19 protein-coding genes and 1 tRNA gene are annotated in these 22,747 nt (G+C 60.4%); 10 read left to right on the top strand and 10 right to left on the bottom strand.

Features of this window, described 5'->3' with window-relative positions:
- Window positions 1-9: 9 nt before the first annotated feature.
- From GDV60_RS15315 to GDV60_RS26835, 6 genes are all read right to left on the bottom strand, one after another.
- The gene (locus GDV60_RS15315; RefSeq protein ID WP_029293756.1) at window positions 10-1,032 is read right to left on the bottom strand and encodes an ABC transporter permease; all 1,023 of its coding nucleotides are present in this window, start codon (window positions 1,030-1,032) and stop codon (window positions 10-12) included.
- Window positions 1,032-2,093 (bottom strand): microcin C ABC transporter permease YejB, encoded by a 1,062-nt coding sequence (locus GDV60_RS15310; protein ID WP_159907982.1) that lies wholly within the window; start codon window positions 2,091-2,093, stop codon window positions 1,032-1,034. The genes GDV60_RS15315 and GDV60_RS15310 overlap by 1 nt, the downstream gene beginning before the upstream one ends.
- Window positions 2,093-3,952, bottom strand: coding sequence for an extracellular solute-binding protein (locus GDV60_RS15305; RefSeq protein WP_104910347.1), 1,860 nt, complete (start codon window positions 3,950-3,952; stop codon window positions 2,093-2,095). The genes GDV60_RS15310 and GDV60_RS15305 overlap by 1 nt, the downstream gene beginning before the upstream one ends.
- Before the next feature lie 135 nt (window positions 3,953-4,087).
- Window positions 4,088-4,369, bottom strand: a complete 282-nt coding sequence (locus GDV60_RS15300; RefSeq protein WP_092239309.1) for a peptidylprolyl isomerase — start codon at window positions 4,367-4,369, stop codon at window positions 4,088-4,090.
- 384 nt (window positions 4,370-4,753) lie between these two features.
- Window positions 4,754-5,839 (bottom strand): 3-deoxy-7-phosphoheptulonate synthase, encoded by a 1,086-nt coding sequence (locus GDV60_RS15295; protein ID WP_159907979.1) that lies wholly within the window; start codon window positions 5,837-5,839, stop codon window positions 4,754-4,756.
- A 338-nt stretch (window positions 5,840-6,177) separates the two neighbouring features.
- Complete coding sequence (locus tag GDV60_RS26835) at window positions 6,178-6,312, bottom strand: hypothetical protein (RefSeq protein WP_256324408.1); 135 nt, start codon at window positions 6,310-6,312, stop codon at window positions 6,178-6,180.
- Between the two features lie 146 nt (window positions 6,313-6,458).
- Between GDV60_RS26835 and GDV60_RS15290 the strand changes: the two genes are divergently transcribed.
- Together GDV60_RS15290 and GDV60_RS15285 are read left to right on the top strand one after the other, a co-directional pair.
- Window positions 6,459-7,208: a carbon-nitrogen hydrolase family protein gene (locus GDV60_RS15290; protein WP_159907976.1), complete on the top strand. Its 750-nt coding sequence runs from the start codon at window positions 6,459-6,461 to the stop codon at window positions 7,206-7,208.
- Window positions 7,209-7,227: 19 nt separating this feature from the next.
- Window positions 7,228-7,677, top strand: coding sequence for an N-acetyltransferase (locus GDV60_RS15285; protein ID WP_104912572.1), 450 nt, complete (start codon window positions 7,228-7,230; stop codon window positions 7,675-7,677).
- Window positions 7,678-7,713: 36 nt separating this feature from the next.
- On the opposite strand, the gene GDV60_RS15280 is transcribed toward GDV60_RS15285, so the two are convergent.
- Window positions 7,714-7,953 carry a DNA-binding protein gene (locus GDV60_RS15280; protein ID WP_029293771.1) on the bottom strand — a complete coding sequence of 80 codons (240 nt, stop codon included), beginning with the start codon at window positions 7,951-7,953 and terminating at the stop codon, window positions 7,714-7,716.
- Window positions 7,954-8,034: 81 nt separating this feature from the next.
- Here GDV60_RS15280 and GDV60_RS15275 point away from each other — a divergent pair, with 81 nt between their 5' ends.
- The 8 genes from GDV60_RS15275 (at window position 8,035) to GDV60_RS15240 (ending at window position 17,959) form a co-directional block, all read left to right on the top strand.
- Entirely contained in the window at window positions 8,035-8,400 is a 366-nt protein-coding gene (locus tag GDV60_RS15275) for a helix-turn-helix domain-containing protein (RefSeq protein ID WP_070996119.1), read from the top strand.
- A 151-nt stretch (window positions 8,401-8,551) separates the two neighbouring features.
- Window positions 8,552-9,193, top strand: coding sequence for a UvrY/SirA/GacA family response regulator transcription factor (gene uvrY, locus GDV60_RS15270; protein ID WP_029293774.1), 642 nt, complete (start codon window positions 8,552-8,554; stop codon window positions 9,191-9,193).
- 16 nt (window positions 9,194-9,209) lie between these two features.
- Window positions 9,210-11,033 (top strand): excinuclease ABC subunit UvrC, encoded by a 1,824-nt coding sequence (gene uvrC / locus GDV60_RS15265; RefSeq protein WP_029293775.1) that lies wholly within the window; start codon window positions 9,210-9,212, stop codon window positions 11,031-11,033.
- Window positions 11,034-11,065: 32 nt separating this feature from the next.
- Window positions 11,066-11,626 carry a CDP-diacylglycerol--glycerol-3-phosphate 3-phosphatidyltransferase gene (pgsA, locus tag GDV60_RS15260; RefSeq protein WP_029293776.1) on the top strand — a complete coding sequence of 187 codons (561 nt, stop codon included), beginning with the start codon at window positions 11,066-11,068 and terminating at the stop codon, window positions 11,624-11,626.
- Window positions 11,627-11,689: 63 nt separating this feature from the next.
- Window positions 11,690-11,765, top strand: a tRNA-Gly gene (locus GDV60_RS15255).
- 906 nt (window positions 11,766-12,671) lie between these two features.
- Window positions 12,672-14,390 carry a hydrogenase maturation protein gene (locus GDV60_RS15250; RefSeq protein ID WP_070996120.1) on the top strand — a complete coding sequence of 573 codons (1,719 nt, stop codon included), beginning with the start codon at window positions 12,672-12,674 and terminating at the stop codon, window positions 14,388-14,390.
- Between the two features lie 99 nt (window positions 14,391-14,489).
- Window positions 14,490-16,898 carry a DUF3772 domain-containing protein gene (locus GDV60_RS15245; protein ID WP_371923782.1) on the top strand — a complete coding sequence of 803 codons (2,409 nt, stop codon included), beginning with the start codon at window positions 14,490-14,492 and terminating at the stop codon, window positions 16,896-16,898.
- Between the two features lie 14 nt (window positions 16,899-16,912).
- The gene (locus GDV60_RS15240) at window positions 16,913-17,959 is read left to right on the top strand and encodes a DUF2931 family protein (protein ID WP_159907971.1); all 1,047 of its coding nucleotides are present in this window, start codon (window positions 16,913-16,915) and stop codon (window positions 17,957-17,959) included.
- A gap of 44 nt (window positions 17,960-18,003) precedes the next feature.
- On the opposite strand, the gene GDV60_RS15235 is transcribed toward GDV60_RS15240, so the two are convergent.
- The 3 genes from GDV60_RS15235 to GDV60_RS15225 form a co-directional block, all read right to left on the bottom strand.
- Window positions 18,004-19,230, bottom strand: a complete 1,227-nt coding sequence (locus tag GDV60_RS15235) for an MFS transporter (protein WP_159907968.1) — start codon at window positions 19,228-19,230, stop codon at window positions 18,004-18,006.
- A gap of 231 nt (window positions 19,231-19,461) precedes the next feature.
- Complete coding sequence (locus GDV60_RS15230; protein WP_159907965.1) at window positions 19,462-20,652, bottom strand: MFS transporter; 1,191 nt, start codon at window positions 20,650-20,652, stop codon at window positions 19,462-19,464.
- A 109-nt stretch (window positions 20,653-20,761) separates the two neighbouring features.
- Window positions 20,762-21,685 carry a LysR family transcriptional regulator gene (locus tag GDV60_RS15225; protein ID WP_159907963.1) on the bottom strand — a complete coding sequence of 308 codons (924 nt, stop codon included), beginning with the start codon at window positions 21,683-21,685 and terminating at the stop codon, window positions 20,762-20,764.
- Between the last annotated feature and the right edge of the window lie 1,062 nt (window positions 21,686-22,747).

Here is a 22,747-nt window from a genome sequence, read left to right as displayed (position 1 = left end):
CGGATTCACTCATGAACGTGGGTCGAAGGCATCGCGCAACGCCTCGCCGATAAATACCAGCAGCGACAGAATCAGTGCCAGGGTGAAAAACGCCGTCAATCCCAGCCAAGGCGCCTGCAGGTTCTGCTTGCCCTGGGCGATCAATTCACCGAGGGACGCGCTGCCTGCCGGCATACCGAAGCCGAGGAAATCCAGGGCGCTGAGGGTGGAAATCGCCCCGGTCAGGATAAAGGGCAGGTAGCTCAAGGTGGCCGTCATCGCGTTCGGCAGGATATGCCGGCGGATGATCTTGCCGTCACCAAGGCCCAGGGCGCGTGCGGCTTTGACGTATTCCAGGTTGCGCCCGCGCAGGAACTCGGCGCGGACCACGTCCACCAGGGCCAGCCAGGAAAACAGCGCCATGATCCCCAGCAGCCACCAGAAGTTGGGCTCGACAAACCCCGAGAGAATAATCAGCAGGTACAGGACCGGCAGCCCCGACCACACTTCGAGGATGCGCTGGCCGAGCAGGTCGACCCAGCCGCCGTAATAGCCCTGCAAGGCGCCGGCGGCAATGCCGATGGTGGCGCTGATCGCGGTCAGCGCCAGGGCGAACAGGATCGACACCCGCGCACCGAAGATCACCCGCGCCAGCACGTCTCGGGATTGGTCGTCGGTGCCCAGCCAGTTCACCGTGGACGGCGGGCTGGGGGCAGGGCGGGTCAGTTCGTAGTTGGGCGTGTCATCGCTGAAGGGGATTGGCGGGAACAGCATCCAGCCGCCGTCCTTCTTGATCAGTTGCTGCACGTAGTCGCTGCGGTAGTCGGCCTGGAACGGCAGTTGCCCGCCGAACTGCTGCTCGGTGTAGCGCTTGAACACGGGGAAGTACAGTTCGTCCTGGTAGCTGAGCACCAGTGGTTTGTCGTTGGCGATCAGCTCGCCACCCAGGGTCAGGATAAACAGGCCGATAAACAGCCACAGCGACCACCAGCCGCGGCGGTTTTGCTTGAAACGTTCGAAGCGCCTGCGGGCCACGGGAGACAGATTGAGCATCAGGCGTTCCTCGCGGCGAAGTCGATACGCGGGTCTACCAGGGTGTAGCAGAGGTCGCCGATCAGTTTTATCAAGAGGCCGAACAGGGTGAAGATAAACAGCGAGCCGAAGACCACGGGATAGTCCCGCGACACGGCGGCCTCGTAACTCATGCGGCCGAGGCCGTCGAGGGAGAAAATCACTTCGATCAGCAAGGAACCGGCGAAGAACACACTGATAAACGCCTGGGGGATTCCGGAGATCACCAGCAGCATGGCGTTGCGAAATACATGGCCGTAGAGCACGCGCCGTTCGCTCAGGCCCTTGGCCCGTGCCGTGACCACGTACTGGCGCGTGATTTCATTGAGGAACGAGTTTTTGGTGAGAATGGTCAAGGTGGCGAACCCGCCGATCACCAGTGAGGTGACGGGCAACACCAGGTGCCAGAAGTAATCAGCGATCTTGCCAACGGTGCTCAGTTGCTCGAAGTTCTCCGACACCAGGCCGCGCACCGGGAACCAGTTCAGGGTGGTGCCGCCGGCGAAGACCACGATCAAAAACATCGCAAACAGGAACGCCGGCATCGCGTAGCCGATGACGATGGCGGTACTGCTCCAGACATCAAAACTGCTGCCATGGCGCACCGCCTTGCGGATCCCCAGGGGGATCGACACCAGGTAGGTGATCAGCGTCGCCCAGAGGCCGAGGGACACGGTCACTGGCAGTTTTTTCAGGATCAGGTCGGTCACTGTGGCGCCGCGAAAGAAGCTGTTGCCGAAGTCCAGTTGGGCATAGCTCTTGAGCATCAGCCACAGGCGTTCGTGGGCTGGTTTGTCGAAGCCGTATTGTTTTTCGATGTCCTTGATCAGTTTCGGGTCAAGGCCGCGGCTGGCTCGCGAGCCGCTGCTGACGCCGTCGCCGGACGACCCGCCGACGCTTGCGCCGCCGATGCCTTGCAGATGGGCGATGGCCTGTTCCACCGGCCCGCCGGGCGCGGCCTGGACGATCACAAAGTTCACCAGCAGGATGATCAGCAGGGTCGGGATGATCAGCAGCAGGCGCCGCACGATATAGGCAAACATCAGTGGGCACCTCGCGACTTGCTCAGTTCGGCTTTCATCTGCTCATTGGTCAGGGGTGTCGGGCTGACTTCCCACCACGATTCCAGCGCCTCGTCGTTGCTGGCTTCGATGGCCGGGCGGCCGAAGCGGTTCCACCAGGCCGCCGAGGTGCCGGGCGGGTAGTAATTGGGGATCCAGTAGTAATTCCATTGCAGCACCCGATCCAGGGCATGGGCGTAGCTGAGCATCTGCGTCTGGGTGGTGGCGCGCACCAGGCCGGTGATCAGGGTGTCGACCGCCGGGTTTTGCAGGACGAAGTAGTTGTTGGCGCCTCGGTCGAACGCCGCGGCTGAGCCGAAGTAGTTGTACAACTCAAGGCCCGGCGAGGTGGTGACAGGGAAACCGGTGACGATCATGTCGTAGTCGCGGCTCATCAGCCGGTTGACGTACTGCGAGGAGTCGATGCGCCTGATGTTCAGCGTGATGCCGATCTGCGCCAGGTTGCGCTTATAGGGCAGCAGCAGGCGTTCGAGGCCGTTTTGCACATTGAGGAAAGTGAACTCCAGCGGCTCGCCGGCGGCATTTACCAGTTTGTCGCCCTTGGGCGTCCAGCCTGCTGCTTCCAGCAGGGCCAGGGCTTGCAACTGCTTGTCGCGAATCATCCCGGTGCCGTCGGTGGTGGGCGCCTTGAACACCTGGGTGAACACTTCGTCGGGGATTTGCCCGCGCAAGGGTTCGAGAATCGCCAGCTCCTGGGCGTCTGGCAGTTGCGTGGCGGCCAGCGGACTATTGGAAAAGTAGCTTTGCTGGCGGATGTACAGGTTGCGCATCATCTGCCGGTTGGCCCACTCGAAATCCCAGAGCATGGCCAGGGCCTGGCGCACACGGCGGTCCTGGAACATCGGTTTTTGCAGGTTGAACACGTAGCCCTGGGAGTTTTGCGGCGCATCCTTGGCCAAGTGCGCCCGTTGCAGACGGCCATCATCCAGGGCCGGGCCGTTGTAGCCGATGGAATAGCCGGTGGCGGAAAACTCACGGTTGAAGTCGTAGGCGCCGCCACGCAGGACCTGGCGGGCGACTTCGGTATCGCCGAAGTATTCCAGGCTCAGGCGATCGAAGTTGTACAGGCCGCGGTTGACGGGCAGGTCCTTGCCCCACCAATCGGGGTCGCGCTGGAAGGTGATGGTGCTGCCGGAATTGATCTTGCTGACCTTGTATGGGCCGCTGCCCAGCGGTGCTTCATAACCGCCGCCATTGGCGAAGTCGCGGCTCTTCCACCAATGTTCGGGGAGTACCGGCAGGGTCGCGACATCCAGGGGCAGGGTACGATTTTGATTGCTGGAGAAGTCAAAGCGCACTTGCAAGGGGCCTTCGACCTCGACGCGCTTGACGTCGGCAAACAGCGTGCGAAAGCGCAGGCTGCCCTGGGTCATCAGCAGGTTGAAGCTGTAGCTTACATCTTGGGCGGTGATCGGCTTGCCGTCGGCAAACCGTGCCTTGGGGTTGAGGAAAAACCGCAGGTAAAGGCCATCCTCGGCGCGCTCCATCTTTTCAGCCACCAGGCCGTAGACGGTATAGGGCTCATCCAGCGAGCGGTAGGCCAGGGGCGAATACACCCAGCCGTCCAGTTGGCTGACGCCGATGCCTTTGTCGATATACGGCAGCACATGGTCGAAGCGGCCGACTTCCAGGGCCGAGCGCTTGAGGCTGCCGCCCTTGGGGGCATTGGGGTTTACATAGTCGAAATGACTGAACCCGGCAGGGTACTTGGCGGGCTCGCCGTAGACAGTCAGTGCATGTTGAGGGGCCGCGAACGAGACAGTGCTCGCCAGCAGCAGGGCCAGGGTAGAACCAACCAACGTGAGGAAGTCCAGTCGCATTATCAGCCTTGGGCGCCGGGTGAAGAAGGAAGGGGACTTGTACCCTAACCGCGTGCGGGTCGCCAGTCACCCTGCTGCCACACAAACACAACGGCCCACCAAAAGGCGGGCCGTTGTGTTTTGCAAAGACGGGGATCAGTCCTGGCGGCTGGTCACTTCCAGCAGGTGATAACCGAACTGGGTTTTCACTGGGCCTTGCACGATGTTGACCGGGGCGCTGAATACGACAGTGTCGAATTCCTTGACCATCTGGCCTGGGCCGAACGAACCCAGGTTGCCGCCATCACGGCTCGATGGGCAGCTGGAGTTGGCTTTGGCGATTTCTGCGAAATCAGCGCCGCCTTCGATCTGGGCTTTGAGTTCGTTGCACTTGTCTTCGGTGGCAACCAGGATGTGACGGGCGGTAGCTTTGGGCATGGTGGGTAACTCCTTGAATAAAAAAGGTGAGCGTACCGGATTCAGGCGGTTATTTCCCGGCAAAGTTCCACGGAATTATCGGGTCGGGTTCAGGCATCGGAGAATGTAGCTGGAGTGCCTGTTGTAGGCAGGGTATCGGTTGTAGTGAGAGGGTTCGTTGTGGCGAGCGGGCTTGTGGTGGCGAGCGGGCTTGCCCCGCGCTGGGCTGCGCAGCGGCCCCAGTAAGTCCGCTGCGTTTTTTCAGATAAATCGAGGCTGTATGGTCTTAGGGCTGCTGCGCAGCCCAGCGCGGGGCAAGCCCGCTCGCCACGACAAGCCCGCTTGGCACAATATGCCTGCTTGGCACAATAAGGCCGTTACCGTTCAACGGCACGACCAGTTCGCTTACGCAGACCCCGGCGTTTTCTGAGCGCGCAGGCTTGCGGCCGCTTCACGCAGCAATTGCTCGGTGCCGTCCCACCCCAGGCAGCCGTCGGTCACCGAAACGCCGTAGCGCATCGACGGGCTGAGCGGTTGGCAGCCTTCGAACAGATGGCTCTCCAGCATCATGCCGATCAATGAGGTGTCACCCTGCAAGCGTTGCTCCAGCACGTCATTGAATACCCCAGGCTGACGCATCGGGTCCTTGCCGCTGTTGGCATGGCTGCAATCGACCATGATCCGCGTGGCCACTTTGCTTTTGGCCAGGTCGGTCTTGACCTGGGCCACGCTCTGGCGATCGTAGTTCGGGCCACGGTGGCCGCCACGCAATACCAGATGGGTATCGGCGTTGCCCGGGGTCTGGATGATCGCCGGGTGCCCCTGGCTGTCGACGCCGAAGTGGCGGTGCGGGTGAGCCGCAGAGCGCATGGCGTCACAGGCGATGGCCACGCCGCCGTCGGTGCCGTTCTTGAAGCCCACGGGCATGCCCAGGCCGCTGGCCATTTCCCGGTGGATCTGCGATTCGGTGGTACGGGCGCCGATGGCGACCCAACTGAGCACGTCATCGAAGTAGCCGGCGGCCATCGGCTGCAGCAGCTCGGTGGCAACCGGCAAGCCCAGGCGCAGCATTTCGCGCATCAATTCCCGCGACAGCGTGAGGCCGGCGGCCATGTCATCGCTGCCATCGAGGTGCGGGTCGTAGGCCAGGCCTTTCCAGCCGATGGTGGTGCGCGGTTTTTCGACGTAGGCGCGGATCACCAGGAGCATCTGGTCACTGACGTCATTGGCCAGCTTTTTCAGATTGCGCGCGTATTCCATGGCGGATTCGGGATCATGGATCGAGCAGGGGCCGACGATGATCAGCAGGCGGGAGTCTTCACCCTTGAGAATCGCGCGGATGGCTTGGCGATGAGCGTTGACTTGCTCGGTCAGGAACGGGCTCAGGGGCAACTGATGCTTGAGCTCAAGGGCGCTGGGCAAGCGCTGGGTCAGCGCTTCATTGGCGCTGGCAAGGGTGGTGACGGGCAGGGCGGCGATGGATGAGTTCATGGTTTCTGCTTCCTGGGCAAGCGGCGGGCTGTTCCCGCACGCTCTGCCCTACTGGGGTGTTCGACAATTGGCCGTATTGGCTGCGTGTGTTGGCTTGCCACCAATAGGTGACCGATCGGAGGCGGCAGGCTGTCCCGAACGGAGCTTGCTAAATCGCCAGGCGGTGCAGGTGTCGTAACGGTAATAAGTGGAGTAGTTCATGGTGTGATTTCCTTTAAGTTCGGTGTGTAGCAAAAATTGTTCAGGGCTGAAAAACAAAACCCCCGGTCGGGGAGCCGACCGGGGGTTAGATTTCTCTGGCAGGCGACCCCTTGAGTAGTGGGCGCCGATTTCAGGTATCAGGCGCGCCAGTGGCTAAACCAATACCCAAAATAAAAGCTGACCAGTGCGCTCAAACCGTTCACGCGGGTAGCCACGACCGAACGCTGTGCGTTGGCAGTAGGGCAAGCCTGGGTGAGGGTGAGTTGCAACATGGTGTTTCTCCAAATGATGGGGTGGAGCTTAACTGAGGCATGGCGGTGGATTCAATCAGTAATTTCTATCGCGATGAGGGGCTTACCACTATGGGGGCGTCCCGATATGCTGGATGGATACTCACAATGATAGCCAGGACGCGACCATGACCACCTTGACCCTTGCCAGTGCCCAAACCTGTGCCATCGCTGGCGACCTGTCGGGCAATATCCAGCGTCACCTGGCATTTATGGTCGCGGCCGCCGAGCAGGGGGTGCAACTGCTGGTGTTTGCGGAATTGTCCCTGACCGGCTACGAGCCTGCGCTGGCGGCGGGGTTGGCGATTGCGCCGGACAATGCAGTGCTGGCGCCCCTGCGGGACCTGGCGCGTGAGCTGCACATGACGGTGGTGGTTGGCATGCCGATTCGCGTGCCGTCGAGCAGCGGGGTGCTGATTGGTGCGCTGGTGTTGGCGGCGGATGGTTCTATGGCGGTCTACAGCAAGCAGCATCTGCATCCTGGCGAAGAGGCGATATTTGCGGCAGGTTCGGGTGGAGAGGCGTTGGCGTGGGGTGAGGATCGGATTGCCCTGGCGGTCTGCGCCGACTTTTCCCACTTCAGCCATCCACATGATGCGGCGAAGCTCGGCGCTACGGTCTATGCGGCCGGTGTCTTGATCAGCGAGGGTGGTTACGCCGCAGACAGTGCGTTGCTTCAGGGATACGCCGCCGAGCACTCGATGGTGGTGTTGATGGCCAATCATGGCGGGCCGTCCGGCGGTTGGGCGTGTGCCGGGCGCAGTGCTATCTGGGGGCCTGATGGCGAGTTGATTGCGGCTGCGCCCGGTATGGGCGATGCCCTGGTAATAGCGCGCAGGGAGGATGGCAGTTGGAGCGGCTGGCAGGTCATGCTGTGACGTAATGGAGGCCACCGCGATGGCATTCACCCTCAAGGCTGCATCGGACCAGCACTTGGCCTTTGCGCGCACCCTGACACATCAGGCTATGGGCCATTACTATCGGCAGTACGATTTGACGTGGTCCGATAAAGGCTTCGATACCGCCTGGGCCGGGCGGGAAAATTGGTTGATTTGCCAGGATGACAGGCTGGTAGGGTTTGTCAGTCTGAGCCGGGATGACAACGCGCTATACATTCGCGAGCTGCACATTCTCGACACTTTTCGCCGCCAGGGCGCAGGCAGTTGGGTGCTGGAGCAGATGATTGCCAAGGCGCGTGTCGAAAACCGGGGCTATTTGCGCTTGACGGTATTCAAGACCAATCCGGCAAAAAGGCTGTATCAACGCCAGGGCCTGAGTATCGTCGGTGAAGAGGGTTGTTTCTGGCGCATGGAGTCCGTTTGTCTGCCAGCGCAGTCGTCGCGTTAAACCTCGCGCTCGACTTGAATCGGTGCATACTGCCCTTTAGGAGCCGATCTCCTGATCATTGCCCAGGCTATTTGCCTCGTTAAGGATGATCCCGTCTTTCATGCCCAAAAGGACCGCGACCTTATGGGCTTCCCCACGCCGCCCTTTTTTGCGCCCAGCGAGCACTTGATAGGTGGTCGCCGGGTCCACGCCATGCTCCCTGGCGAATGCCTGCACCGACTTTCCTTGATGTTCCAGCCAGGCTTTGGCTTGTGCAGCGGTACGGATTCCGGGCATAGTTCAAAACCGTTCAAGTTTGTGTAAAACGAGATGACATCGTCACCTCTTGGGGTGTGCCATAAAGGATATTACATCCAAATGAGTGGAATAGGTTCGCGCTTAAGGCAAGAGAGGGAGCGGCTGGGTTTGTCGCAAAAGGTTTTCGGTGAAATAGGAGGCGTGGAGGCTAACGCCCAAGGTCGATACGAAAGCGGTGGTCGCGCGCCAAAGGCTGATTACTTATCGCGCGTTGCAGAGAAGGGTGTCGATATCCTGTTTGTTTTGACAGGGAGCCCCACGCCCATCCAGCTGGAAAACCTGAGCCAGGTCGAAGAAAAGGTTCTGGGTAACTACCGCGCGATGTTTAAAGAGGATCAGGATGCGATCCGCCGGCTGACCAGCACCTTGGCAGAGCATTGCTCTGTGGTGAATGGAAAATCCCCGCCGATCCCCAAGGAATCCTGACCTTTTACCCAGGAAACACCCCCGCCTGCCGCTCGGCAGGCGTTCGTAGCGTATTGAAACTCTATATATATGACGCGTTCAGCTAGGTCTGTGCCGTGGTTTTTTGCTAAGGTGTCCGGCAACCTATAAGACCATTTCGCGAGGTGTCTGCTTGATTAGGGTGCTAGTAGTCGATGACCATGATCTCGTTCGTACAGGCATTACACGAATGCTGGCTGACATCGATGGCCTGCAAGTAGTCGGTCAGGCCGAGTCGGGGGAGGAATCCCTGATCAAAGCGCGTGAATTGAAGCCCGATGTGGTCTTGATGGACGTCAAGATGCCGGGGATTGGTGGTCTTGGCGCTACCTGCAAGTTGTTGCGCAGTCATCCGGATATCAAGGTCGTCGTAGTGACGGTCTGTGAAGAAGATCCTTTTCCCACAAGGCTTCTTCAGGCGGGCGCGGCAGGCTACCTGACAAAAGGTGCAGGGCTCGCGGAAATGGTCCAGGCCATCCGCCTGGTATTCGCTGGCCAGCGTTACATCAGTCCGCAGATTGCCCAACAACTGGCAATCAAGTCGTTTCAGCCGGTCAGTGACTCGCCATTTGATGCCTTGTCCGAGCGCGAAATTCAGATTGCCCTGATGATTGTGGGGTGTCAGAAGGTCCAGTCGATTTCCGACAAGCTCTGCCTGTCGCCGAAAACCGTGAACACCTACCGTTATCGAATTTTCGAGAAGCTATCCATCAGCAGTGATGTGGAACTGACCTTGCTGGCGGTTCGCCACGGCATGGTGGACGCCAGCGCCTGAAATGCAAGCCACTGAAATAACCGCCGCGTTTGACCCGAGTGCATTTCTTGCGACCTGCAGTGGCCGGCCTGGCGTGTATCGCATGTTCGACAGCGAGGCGCGCCTGCTGTACGTCGGCAAGGCCAAGAACCTCAAGAAGCGCCTGGCCAGCTACTTTCGCAAGACCGGCCTGGCGCCGAAGACCGCTGCGCTGGTGGGGCGTATCGCCCAGGTCGAAACCACCATCACCGCCAATGAAACCGAGGCGCTGCTGCTAGAGCAGACGCTGATCAAGGAGTGGCGGCCGCCCTACAATATTCTGCTGCGTGACGATAAGTCCTACCCGTACGTGTTTCTGTCGGACGGTGACTTTCCACGCCTGAGCATCCATCGCGGGGCAAAGAAGCGCAAGGGCAAGTATTTTGGCCCTTACCCCAGCGCGGGGGCGATCCGCGAGAGCTTGAGCCTGCTGCAAAAGACCTTTTTCGTGCGCCAGTGCGAAGACAGCTTTTACAAGAACCGTACCCGCCCGTGCCTGCAATACCAGATCAAGCGCTGCAAGGCGCCCTGTGTCGGGCTGGTCGAGCCCCAGGAATATGCCGAAGACGTGCGGCATTCGGTGATGTTCCTTGAAGGGCGCAGCAATGCCCTGGCGGATGAACTGTCCGGCGCCATGGAGCAGGCAGCCAGTGTCCTGGACTTCGAAAGGGCCGCCGAACTGCGCGACCAGGTGTCCTTGTTGCGGCGGGTGCAGGATCAGCAAAGCATGGAAGGTGGCACCGGTGATGTCGACGTGATCGCGGCCTTCGTCAATCCAGGTGGCGCTTGCGTGCACCTGATCAGCGTGCGTGGCGGCCGGGTGCTGGGCAGCAAGAATTTCTTTCCCCAGACGGGAATCGAGGAGGAGGTGGCCGAAGTCATGGCGGCGTTCCTCGGCCAGTACTACGTCAGCAGCCCCGAGCGCGACCTTCCGAGCGAACTGATCGTCAACGTGGTGCATGAGGATTTCCCTGCACTGATCGACGCGATCCATGCACTGCGCGGCCGCGAACTGGACATCAGCCACCGGGTGCGCGGCACCCGTGCGCGCTGGCAACAACTGGCGGTGACCAACGCCGAGCAGGCCCTGAGTGCCCGTCTGGCCAACCGCCAGCATGTGGCCGCGCGTTTTGAAGCGCTGGCTGACGTGCTCAAACTCGACGAGCCGCCGCAACGCCTGGAGTGCTACGACATCAGCCACTCCAGCGGCGAGGCGACGGTGGCATCTTGCGTGGTGTTCGGGCCGGAAGGGCCGATCAAATCCGATTATCGCCGCTATAACATCGAAGGCGTCACCCCGGGCGACGACTATGCTGCCATGCACCAGGCCTTGACCCGGCGCTTCAGTAAACTCAAGGACGGCGAGGGCAAGCTGCCGGATATCCTGCTGGTGGACGGTGGCAAGGGCCAGTTGTCCATGGCCCGTGATGTACTTAACGAACTGGCGGTGCCCGACCTGATCCTGCTCGGCGTGGCCAAGGGCACGACGCGCAAGGCCGGTTTCGAAACGTTGTACTTGAATGATGCGGCCCATGAGTTCACCTTGAAGGGCGATTCACCGGCGCTGCACCTGATTCAGCAGATCCGTGACGAAGCCCACCGCTTTGCCATTACCGGCCACCGCGCCAGACGTGGTAAAACCCGGCGTACTTCAACCCTGGAAGGGGTTGCAGGGGTAGGGCCAAAACGGCGGCGTGAACTGTTGAAACATTTTGGTGGATTGCAGGAATTGTCCCGTGCCAGCATTGAAGAAATAGCCAAAGCCCCCGGTATCAGTAAAAAGCTCGCTGAGTTGATTTATGCAAACCTACACAGCGAGTAGAATGCCTTCTCACCTCGTAGCCAGTTGTGCCGATGAATATCCCTAATCTGATCACCGTTCTACGCGTCCTGCTCATTCCGATCTTCATTTTGCTGTTTTACCTGCCCTATGAATGGAGCTACATGGCCTCCAGTTCGGTCTTTGCCTTCGCGGCCGCGACCGACTGGCTGGATGGCTACCTGGCACGACGCCTGGAGCAGAGCACGCCGTTTGGCGCGTTCCTTGACCCTGTGGCCGACAAGCTGATGGTTGCCGTGGCATTGGTGCTGCTCGTCCAGGAGCACGGCAACCTGTGGCTGACCCTGCCTGCTGCCGTGATCATCGGTCGCGAGATCGTCGTATCGGCCTTGCGCGAGTGGATGGCCGAAATCGGCGCACGCGCCCACGTCGCCGTGTCCAACATGGGCAAATGGAAAACCGCCGCGCAAATGCTGGCGCTGGTCATCCTGCTGGCCAACCCGTCGAACTTCACCTTCTGGGTGCTGTTGGGCTACGCCTTGCTACTGATCGCCGCCGGCCTGACCCTGTGGTCCATGCTGCAATACCTGCGCGCCGCGTGGCCCCACTTGCGCACGACCGTGGAAAAGAAATAAAACTTTTTTGAATCAAGGGCTTGACGTGTGTTCTGGAATCTATAGAATGCACACCACCAAGACGCGGGAATAGCTCAGTTGGTAGAGCACGACCTTGCCAAGGTCGGGGTCGCGAGTTCGAGTCTCGTTTCCCGCTCCAAACATTAAAAAATGGATCTCTGAAAAGAGGTCCATTTTTTTCGTCCCAAGAAAAGTCTTTCTATGGCTTTTGCTGCGCTCTTCCCTGAAACACTCCTATCCAGTTCTTGTGGGCGCACTTTTCAGTGGGTCAATGCCCGTGTCCATCAGCAACTGGAGCGTACTGCCAAAGAGGTGCGCAAAAACATTGTGTTTCTGGTCGTAGGTCTTAATAGTCCGATCGGACCTAGAGCCTTCCGCTTTATTTGGTCGCTGAATCGGCTGACATCACTTGCGACTGCTAAATGCATTCGGACCGGCTGGTTTCCTTGACTGCAAACAACAGGCAGCGCACTGCTTCACGATCCTGCTCTGACAATAAACGGTAGTAGCGGATCAATCGCTCTTCTTCTCGGTCGAGCTGTCGGGGCCGCAGGGATGTACCGAGGGCGGCACGCAGCGTGGGTAAAAACGAAGTATTTAGCATGATCCTGATTCTTCATGAGATGAATGGATATGTGGGCTTCTTGCCCAGAACAACTGAATACATAACGTTTATTGTAAAGAAGGGCTCGTCATTTTTCGTGACTGTCGGGTTTTTCGGACGGGGCCTTCGGAAGCGCTTGGTAAAGACGTAGGAGCGATCTTTCAAGGTCGACCGGATAGTGCTGCGATTGAGCGCAGAGCCCGCCAAACTGGCATCCATCGTCAGAGGGGCGGTGGGACAGCCACTGACAGCGGCACGCAACGCTGAGGCGCTGCGCATGATGGATAACGCCCCCGCGCTTCACCAGACACACTTGCTGGCACAAGATTGATCTCGATCATCTACCCCACCTGACACACCCTCTATGCTGGCGTTTCCATAAAAGGCCAAGGATGGCTCATGGAGAGCCACCGGCCATGCATTCTCAAGGAAGAGTCAGTCATGCAGTCATTGAAGATTATTTTGCTGTCGTCGGCGTTCAACGGTCTGACCCAACGGGCCTGGCTGGATTTACGTCAGTCGGGGCACGAGCCCAGTGTGGTGTTGTTCACCGATGAAGCCACGGTATGCCGGCAGATCGAGGAGTCGGCGGCGGATCTGGTGATCTGCCCGTTTCTCAAGGACCGCGTACCGCAGCAGCTCTGGAGCAATGCGGACCGCCCGGTGGTGATCATTCATCCGGGGATCGTGGGCGATCGTGGCGCCAGCGCCCTGGACTGGGCCATCACCCAGCAGGTCAGGCGCTGGGGCGTCACCGCGTTGCAGGCGGTGGAGGAGATGGACGCCGGCCCGGTCTGGTCGACCTGTGAGTTCGACATGCCCGCCGATGTGCGTAAATCCGAGTTGTACAACGGTCCGGTGAGTGACGCTGCGCTCTATTGCATCCGTGACGTGGTGGGTAAGTTTGCCAGCGGTTTCGTGCCGACGCCCCTGGACTACACGCAACCTGACGTGATCGGACGTTTGCAGCCGAACATGAAGCAGGCTGATCGTACCTTCGGTTGGTACGATTGCGCCCGGTTCATCAAACGCAATATCGATGCTGCCGACGGCCAGCCCGGTGTGTTGGCGAGTCTCGCCGGCGGGCAGTATTACCTGTATGACGCGCACCTGGATTCGCGCCGCGGTACGCCGGGGGAAATCCTCGCGGTGCAGGATGACGCGGTATTGGTCGCGACCGGCGATCACAGCCTGTGGATCGGCTCACTCAAGCGCAAGGCCCAGCCCGGCGAGGAAACCTTCAAATTGCCGGCCCGTCACGTACTTGCTGGGCAGTTGGCGGGTGTACCGGTGCTGGACGGTTCGATTGCCAGCCAAGGGTTCGACGAGATGGCGTATCAACCGATTCGGTATCAAGAGTCCGGTCATGTTGGCGAACTGACCTTCGAGTTCTACAACGGTGCCATGAGCACCGAACAGTGCCAGCGGCTGGTCGCTGCGCTGCGTTGGGCCAAGGCCCGGGACACCCAGGTGCTGCTGATCAGGGGCGGGCGCGGGAGCTTTTCCAATGGTGTGCACCTCAACGTGATTCAGGCGGCCGAGGTGCCGGGGCTGGAGGCCTGGGCCAATATCCAGGCTATCGACGATGTCTGCCAGGAGCTGCTGACGGCCCGGCAACTGGTGGTCAGTGGCCTGACGGGTGGCGCCGGAGCCGGCGGCGTGATGCTGGCGCTGGCGGCCGACATCGTATTCGCCCGGGCAGGTGTGGTACTCAATCCGCATTACAAAACCATGGGTTTGTATGGCTCTGAATACTGGACCTACAGCCTGCCGCGCGCGGTCGGCAGTGAAATCGCCCATAAACTTATCGAAGAGTGCCTGCCGATCAGTACCTTCCAGGCCCGGCAGTGGGGGATGATCCAGGATATCGGTCCACACTGCCCGCGGGCATTTGGCGCCTGGTTGCTGCAACAGGCCAGCGCTGCGTTGACCGATCAAAAGTACGCCCTGCATCGAGCGCGCAAAGCCCAGTTGGACCTTGAACAGATTGAACGCTGCCGCGAAAACGAGCTGGCTCAGATGCGCTTGGACATGGTGGAAAACCGCCAACAGTTCGCCGAGAAGTGCCGTAACTTCGTGTTCAAGCGCAAGACCTGCCAGACCCCGCAACGCTTGATGGCGCCGTGGGCATTGGCGCCCAAGGCCACGCTGGTTGACTGAGAAGAAAACGCCGCCTCTACTCTTTTGCCGTCAGGGCGGAATTTCCTTTCTGCCCTGGCGGTCCATAATGCCAATGGAAAAAAGACACAAAAGGGTGAAGTGATGCGGCGAATGTATAGGGGCGTCATCTGCCAGGCCTTGCTGGCCATGGTTTTGGCTATCAGCCTGCCGGGATGGGCAGATGCGGCCGCAGCGCCGGCGCCAGTCGATGTCGTCGACAGTTTGCCGCTGTTGCCCGAAGACGCCGACCTCAAGCAGCTCAGCCAACAGCTTGAGCTGATTCGCCAGAGCGTGCCGATCAGCACCAGTGACGAGAAGCTGGCGGAGTTTCGACAGGGTGCACTGCAGGTACAGCAACAGGCTGCCCTGTTGCTCACGGTACGCGCTACCGAGATGGAGCGCCTCGACGATCAACTCAAGGTACTGGGCGAGGCCCAGCCAGGGGAGGCGCAGAGTCTTACCGACCAGCGCAATGCCCTGACGCGCAAAAAGAACAGCCTGCTGGACGATGAGCAGCAGGCCAAACAACTGAGCCAGACGAGCCGCGAGCTCGCTGCGCAGATCGTCAACCTGCGGCGCAATCTGTTTAATTCCCAGGTCACTTCACGTACCGACACTCCCTTCAGCCCCACGTTCTGGTCGACCCTGATCCGCCCGACCCCGGAAGACCTGCAACGCCTGGACAATCTAAAGGCCGAAGGCATTGTCGCCTTGAAGACTGCGGTCAGCCCCGAGCGCCGTTGGGCGTTCTTCAGCACGTTGTTGGCGGCAGTGCTGATCTGGAGTTTCGGCAGGCGACTGCTTGAGCATCTGCTGACCTGGGCGATGATCCGCTGGCTGCCGGAGGGTCGCTTGCGGCGCAGCACGTTGGCGGTGGCGGTGGGGTTATCGTCGATCCTGACGATCATGGGCGCCGTCTCGCTGATGCGCTGGGGCTTGGAAAGCAATGCCGTCTTGAGCGAAAACCTGGCCCGGCTTTCCGATCATCTGGTCACCCTGGCCACCTTCTGTGCGTTTATTGCAGGCCTTGGACGCGCCTTGCTGATGCTGCCGCGCCCGTCCTGGCGGTTGCCGGCCATTGCCGATGAGATTGCCAGTGCGCTTGGGCCTTTCCCGGCGATTCTGGCGGTGGCCTTGATGCTGGTGGCCACCGAAGAGCGGATCAACAATGTCACGGGCGCCAGCCTGGCGTTGACCGTGGCGCTCAATGGCCTGACGGCGCTGACCACGGCGCTGATCTTTATCGCCGCGTTGCTGCGCGTGCGCCACGTGCGCAAAAAGCTTGCGCTGGAGCGCCCGGGCGGGCTCGCCGGCATGCTGCCTTTTGTCGCGTCGATATGGGTGGCGGTGATTGTCCTGGCGTTGTTTACCGGCTACCTGTCCCTGGCGTACTTCCTGACCGTCAAGCTGCTGTGGGTCAGCGTCGTGGCGGCGACGGCCTACCTGCTGATCGCCTTTTACGGCGACGTTTGTGAAACCTTGCTGTCGCCCAAACAGCCCAGCGGCCTGGCACTGGCCAACGCATTGGGGCTGTCGCCACGGCACCAGGCCCAGGCTTGTACGGTGCTGGCTGGCGTCGGCCGTACGTTGTTGCTGCTCACCGCAGTGATGGCGGCCTTTTTGCCGGCGGGCTCCAGCCCCAGCGAGTTGCTCCAGGGTTTCAGCCAGTTGGGCGAGTCCAGCAAGACGCTGGGCAACCTGCATATCATTCCCCAGGACATCCTCGCTGCGCTGCTGATGTTTGTCATCGGCTTGTTCGCCGTGCGTACCTTGAAGCGCTGGCTGAGCGAGCGTCTGCTGCCGGAAACCAACATGGACGCCGGCATGCGTGCGTCCCTGGTCACCTTGGTGGGGTACCTGGGCTTTGTGTTGTTGAGTCTGCTGGTGATGTCGACCTTGCGCATCAACCTGACCAGCCTGACCTGGGTCGTCAGTGCCTTGTCGGTGGGGATCGGCTTCGGCCTGCAGGCCATTGTGCAGAACTTCATCTCCGGGCTGATCCTGCTGACCGAACGGCCGGTGAAAGTCGGCGATTGGGTCAGCCTGGGTGGGGTCGAGGGCGATATTCGGCGGATCAATGTCAGGGCCACCGAGATCCAGATGTCCGACCGCTCGACGGTGATCGTGCCCAACTCACAGTTCATCTCGCAGAACGTGCGCAACGTCACCATGGGCAACGCGCTCGGCGTGGTGGGTATCACCCTCACATTGCCGCTGGACACCGATGTATTGAAAGTTCGCGAACTGTTGATGCAGTCGTTTACCGAGCATGAGGCGATTCTCGCCACCCCCGCACCTTCGGTCACCTTCAAGGACTTGGCCAGGGACGGCCTGATCATTGGTGTCAGCGGCTACGTCAACAGCCCGCGCTCGGTGTCCGGTACCCGCAGCGATTTGCTGTTTATCCTGCTGGCGCGCCTTCAGGAAATGGGCATTACATTGTCTTCCCCCCAGAGCATGGTCTTGATTCCGGGAGAAGGAACTGCAGCGATTGGCGATGGGCAATGACGAGGTAGTGGTGCGTGAAAATAAAAAGCCTGATGACAGTGATGGTTGCTGTCTTGTCCTGTTTTTCCCTGACGGCTTGCAAGAGTAACGACGTGGCTGAAACTTACAGCTGGTCGGGAACGGTATCCGCACCCCAGGAATACCCTATGGAGGTTTACCGGGGCGCCATCATCGCTGAGGGTTTTACCTACGGTTTTGACGCGATCTGGGGCACGCAGAATACCGGTTGGGGCAACCACGGTGGAACGATGACCACCGCAATCGAAAAAAAGCGTGTGCCTTATCAGCTGGAATTTACGTGGTACTCGCTGGTGGAGCGAACGTTCTATACCGGTAACTGGGCCTTGGACAAAGACCAGATAAAGCGCCTCCTGGATGAGGGCTTTATCGACCAGGACACCCGTAAAAAAGACACCTACAGCACTTTTGTCGTCGGGTTGGCGCCGCAGGGCCGGGTGGTGCTCTGGCTGAGCGGGGCGGGAAACCAGAAGGAGGTCGGGGTCTTTCAGGCACAGGCCACTACGATGACCAAGGAGAGCGCTTACAGCAACGCCCAGTACATGTTTAAAGACGGCTATGCAGACCGCATGCTCAATGATCCGTCCTATAAGACCTTCAGCCCGCAAATCCGGCAAAAAATCCAAGCGCAAGGCTATCCTGCGCCGCAAACCTATAGCGTCTACCGGGAAAAATATAGCTGGAGACCTGTGGTTGTCCTGCAAGAGGGCGAATGGCTGGATTTTGCATTCAGCGCCTACAACGGCGAGCAAGAAAATATATTCGCAAAGGCTCTACTGGATAATCGCTATGAACAAAGGGCCATTCCCAAGTTCTGTGGCTTCTATTGGCGCAACGGTAGCAGCCGGTATGGCGTGTGGATCGACGCTTTCGATGAGAAGGAAATCTTTGATCTTTTCCAGAAGCTGGGCACGCAAAAAGATATCGACCTGCTAGTGAAGGTTGACGCGCAAAACACCAGGGTTTCCCTGGCATTGAGGGCGGGACTGCAAGAGTTCCCCATCGGTAAAGCGAAAGTCAGGCTGTCTGGTAAAATCGACTAGGCTCCCCCTGCCGACGGGAGAGCCACACTTGGGGGCTCAGCCCACTAGCAGGGCTGGGCCGCGAGGCTGTTGCTGATATTGCGCCCCAGCACCAGCACGGTCACAAAACCGAAGCCCACCAGCACCGTGGCGAGGCTCAGGAGTACCGAGCTGCCCAACTGGTCGACGATCCGCCCACCGAAGAATGAGCCCAGCGCAATAATCACCTGGAACAGCGCGACGAAGAGCGGCATGCCGCGTTCGACATCCTTGGGCGCCACGACAAACATCCAGATACTGGCGCAGGCAGGGAAGGCGCCGAAGGCAAAACCCCAGAGCCCAGTCAACATGGCTGCGCCGGTCATGCCGGTGGCGAAGTGGGGGAACAGGGCGGTGCTGGTGCCGATCATCAGCGCCACCAGCAACAGGGTGTGACGTACGCTGCGGTTGGCGGCGAAGCCGGCAAAAATATTCCCCGCCACCCCAGCCACGCCGAAGAGCAACAGCAACGAGCCAATCGTTGGCCCGTCGAAGCCGGCACTGTGCTTGAAGAACGGCGCGACATAGGTGTACGCGGCAAAGTGCGCCAGGCCGATCAGCAATACGGCGATCAACCCGACCCGCGCTTGGGGGTTGATAAACAAGGCGGGCAGGTCACGGATGTGGATGGCTTTCTCGGGGTTGAGTCGCGGCAGCAGGAATATCTGCGCCAGGAGCACCGGGACGCCCATCAGCGCGGTGACCAGGAAGGTCATGCGCCAGCCCATCAGGCCGCTCAGCCAGGTGCCTACGGGCACGCCCAGTACGGTGGCGAGGGTCACGCCGACCATGATGATCGAAGTCGCCTGGGCGACGCCCACGCCCTTGGGCGCCAGCCGGCCGCTGAGAGCGATGGCGGTCGCCCAGAAGCCGCCGATGCTGATACCCAGCAGCACGCGGCCCAACAGCAGCAGGCCAAAGTCGCTGGCAAAAGCCACCACCGAGTTGGCGATGATCATGATCAGCGTCAGGCCGATCAATAGATAGCGCCGGTCCATGGTGCCAATGCTGACCGACAGCAAGGGCGCGGCGAGGGCGGCCATGATGCCCGGCAGGGTCACCATCAGCCCGGCGTGACCGGCAGTGATACCCAGGTCACTGGCGACATCATTGAGCACGCCTACCGGCAGGAACTCACTGGTCACCAGGGCAAAGGCACCCACGGCCACCGAGAGAATCGCCAGCCACTGCTGTTTGACACTCTGTTGATTATGTTCGGGAAGGCTGCGAGGGGCCTGGCTGGCGCTTGGCATGGTGTTGAGATCCGGGGGGAATGCAGCCTGAAGCCAGGCCGGGGGAGAATGTGGAGGCGATTATAGGAATCAGCGTTGGCAATTAAACAGGCCGGTCGGTTTGATAGTCATCATCAATGCAATCAATGCAGCGTCTTGTAGGAGCCGGCTTGCCGGCGAAAATCGTCAACGATAACGCGGGCAACCTGAAGGAACGCGGCGAGCTTGAGTTTTTCGCTGGCAAGCCAGTTCCTACAAAACCGTTGGGTGGCAGGGATTGTTCAATCGTACATGGTTCATCTGCAGCCCAAGCACGCCCATGGCTACTAACGCCGCGCCGGCACCCGCAATGGGTATATAGGCCAGCCCGAACTGGCTGATCACCCAGCCTGCCCCGATGCCACCCAGCGCAGTGCCGAGGTTGAACGCGGCAATATTGAGCCCCGAAGCCACTGCACTGGATTGGGGAATATGCTGGTGTGCCAGGCGCAGCAAACGCAGGGTCGACAGGGTCACAATGGCAAAGAACACCACCCCCAACAGCCCCACCAGCATCAAGGTGGCGATGATCGAGTCGCCCCACACATACAAACCCAAGAGGTTGAACATCAATGCGCTCAACCCGCCGAGCAGGCATCGGTCGGCGTCGAATGCATCCGCGAGGTAACCGCCCAGCACGTTGCCAAGGATGGAGCAGACACCGAACACCAGCATCGCAAAACTCAGCACCTGTGGTTGAACGCGGGTGATCTCCAGCAGGAACGGCGACACAAAGGTAAAAAATGAGAAAGTCGCCACGCTCACCAACATTGCGATGCTGGCAGCCATTAGCAGTTCACGCTGCAGCAGGGCGGCGAGGCTTTGTTTCAGGCCGAGGTCTTTGTGCAGTGCGTCGGCGGGTGGCTGGCGCATCAGCAGTATCAGGCCCAGGGTGCTGATCAAGCCCAGGCCGCCGATTGCCAGGAATACCATGCGCCATGACCAGTAGCTGCCGAAAAAGGTACCGATCGGCACGCCAAAGGCGATCGACAGGGTCAAGCCAATCCACACCAGTGATAGCGCACGCCCGGCCCGTAGCGGGTCAACCAGCTTGACCGCGGCGTTGGAGGCCACGGCCATGAATACACCGTGCGCCAGGCCGATAACGAAGCGTACGCCATGCAGGGTCACGATATCTGCTGCCAGGCTGATGACTACGCTGCCGGTGGCCAGCACGGCGAGGGTCAGGAGCAACACGGTTTTGTCGCGCCAAGTGGCCAGCATGGCGGTGATGACCGGGGCGCCGATGGCCGCACCCAGGGCGTAGGCTGCAATGGCCGAACCCACTTGCGCGATGGACTCGCTCAGGTCGAGGGAGATGGCCGATACCAGGCCGGCGACGACGAATTCGGACAAGCCGAATGTGAAGGTACACAGTGAAAAAATGTAGATGACGGCAGGCATAAGAACTCAGTGACGGGAGGAGGGCGAGCGAGGCTTGTGGTGATGATGGGGCGCCGCTCGCCCGCTGGGAAATACTATAAAAGTCTCTGCCTGATACCTTTGACGACGACTAACCCCAGGTTGATGGCACCGAGGCAGGATTGAAATCGAGCATGGCGATAAAACTGTCCAGCAACGGTGATGGGTTGTCGGTGTTCCAACTCATATACAGGCCGATTGTCGGGTTGGGGGCCGCGCTCACGGGGCCGATCCGCCGAAACACGACCTTGTCGCGCATGATTGAGTGGGCAATCGATTCAGGCACCAACGCGACTCCGAAGCCACAGGCCACCAGGCCGATCAAGGTATGGATCTGCGCGGCCTCCTGTACCACCCTGGGGTAAAAGCCGGCGGCTTCACACAGGGCGATAAGTTGGCTGTGATAGCCAGTGCCCAGGGCTTGGGGGGTGAACACGAAGTCTTCGCCAGCAAAGTGCCGCAAATCGATCTGGCCAGCATCCGCCTTGGGGTGGTGGGCAGGCAGCGCCATCACGATCTCTTCATCCAGCAATAGGCGCGACTCGACGTTTTGCGCCGAAATCGGCAATTTGCGCATGAAGGCAATGTCCGCTTCTCCCGCCACAATCGCCTTGGCCTGGCTGGAGGAGGGCATCTCCTTGATGATCAACTGCACCTTGGGAAAGTGTTCGCGGAACCGGCGCAGGCTATTGAGCAGCGACTCGTAGTAGGTGATCGACACGGCGGTCACTGTCAGCGTGCCCGCGATCCCTTCGGACACTTGGCGAGCGTGTTCGATGCCCAGTTCCAGTTCCTTGAGGGTGCTGTAGGCGGCGTGCAGGAACGCGTCACCGGCCGGGGTCAGTTTTACCCCGCGTTTGCTGCGGTTGAACAGACTGAACCCCAGCTTGCCCTCCAGGCGGTTGATGGCCTGGCTCAGCGGCGGTTGAGCCATGTGCAGGCGGATCGCCGCCTTATGAAAGTGCAGCTCTTCAGCCACGGCAATGAACTGGCGCAGCAGGCGGGTTTCGATCATGTCTTCTGTTCCTTCATTTGAACCGATCAGTGGGCCAGTCGCGGCAATGGTACCGTTTATTCGCCCGCGTCGAGCCCCAGCCTCTTGTCACTGCCCGTCCGCCCATCCCGGCTGGCGCCCGAACGCCTCGAACAGCTCAAGGATGGTTGCCTTGACCTTCTGTACAGCGTTGCTCTCGACCACCGTGTTATGCCAGCACCCTCCCACGGCAGGATCGCGACACCCAACTGCGCGCAGTTGGCCTGGTGATGAGTTGCGACATGGTCGTGGCAGATCACAGCGCGAGCTTCGCTATGCCCCCCGTGAACAGGGGGGTGAACAGCTGGCTTTTCGTGGCGAGCGGGCTTGTCGGAACGCCGCATCGCCCGCGCTGGGTGGCGAAGCCGCCCCAATCGCCTCACCAAGTTCCGCCAGCTACACCGAGGTGGCTGGTTTTGGGGCTGCGTTGCAGCCCAGCGGGGGACAAGCCCCCTCGCCACAGGGGGGGTGAACAGCTGGCTTTCTGTGGCGAGCGGGCTTGCCCCGCGCTGGGTGGCGAAGCCGCCCCAATCGCCTCACCACGGTCTGCCAGCTACACCGAGGTGGCTGGTTTTGGGGCTGCTATGCAGCCCAGCGGGGGTGGCCCCCTCGCCACAGGGGGGGTGAACAGCTGGCTTTTCGTGGCGAGCGGGCTTGCCCCGCGCTGGGTGGCGAAGCCGCCCCAATCGCCTCACCACGGTCTGCCAGCTACACCGAGGTGGCTGGTTTTGGGGCTGCTATGCAGCCCAGCGGGGGTGGCCCCCTCGCCACAGGGGGGGTGAACAGCTGGCTTTTCGTGGCGAGCGGGCTTGCCCCGCGCTGGGTGGCGAAGCCGCCCCAATCGCTTCACCACGGTCTGCCAGCTACACCGAGGTGGCTGGTTTTGGGGCTGCTATGCAGCCCAGCGGGGGTGGCCCCCTCGCCACAGGGGGGGTGAACAGCTGGCTTTTCGTGGCGAGCGGGCTTGCCCCGCGCTGGGTGGCGAAGCCGCCCCAATCGCTTCACCACGGTCTGCCAGCTACACCGAGGTGGCTGGTTTTGGGG

Source organism: Pseudomonas sp. DTU12.1 (genome assembly GCF_009873475.1).
GTDB lineage: Bacteria > Pseudomonadota > Gammaproteobacteria > Pseudomonadales > Pseudomonadaceae > Aquipseudomonas > Aquipseudomonas proteolytica.
The sequence above is the reverse complement of the archived record's forward strand: the minus strand, read 5'-3'. Positions and strand labels throughout refer to the sequence as shown.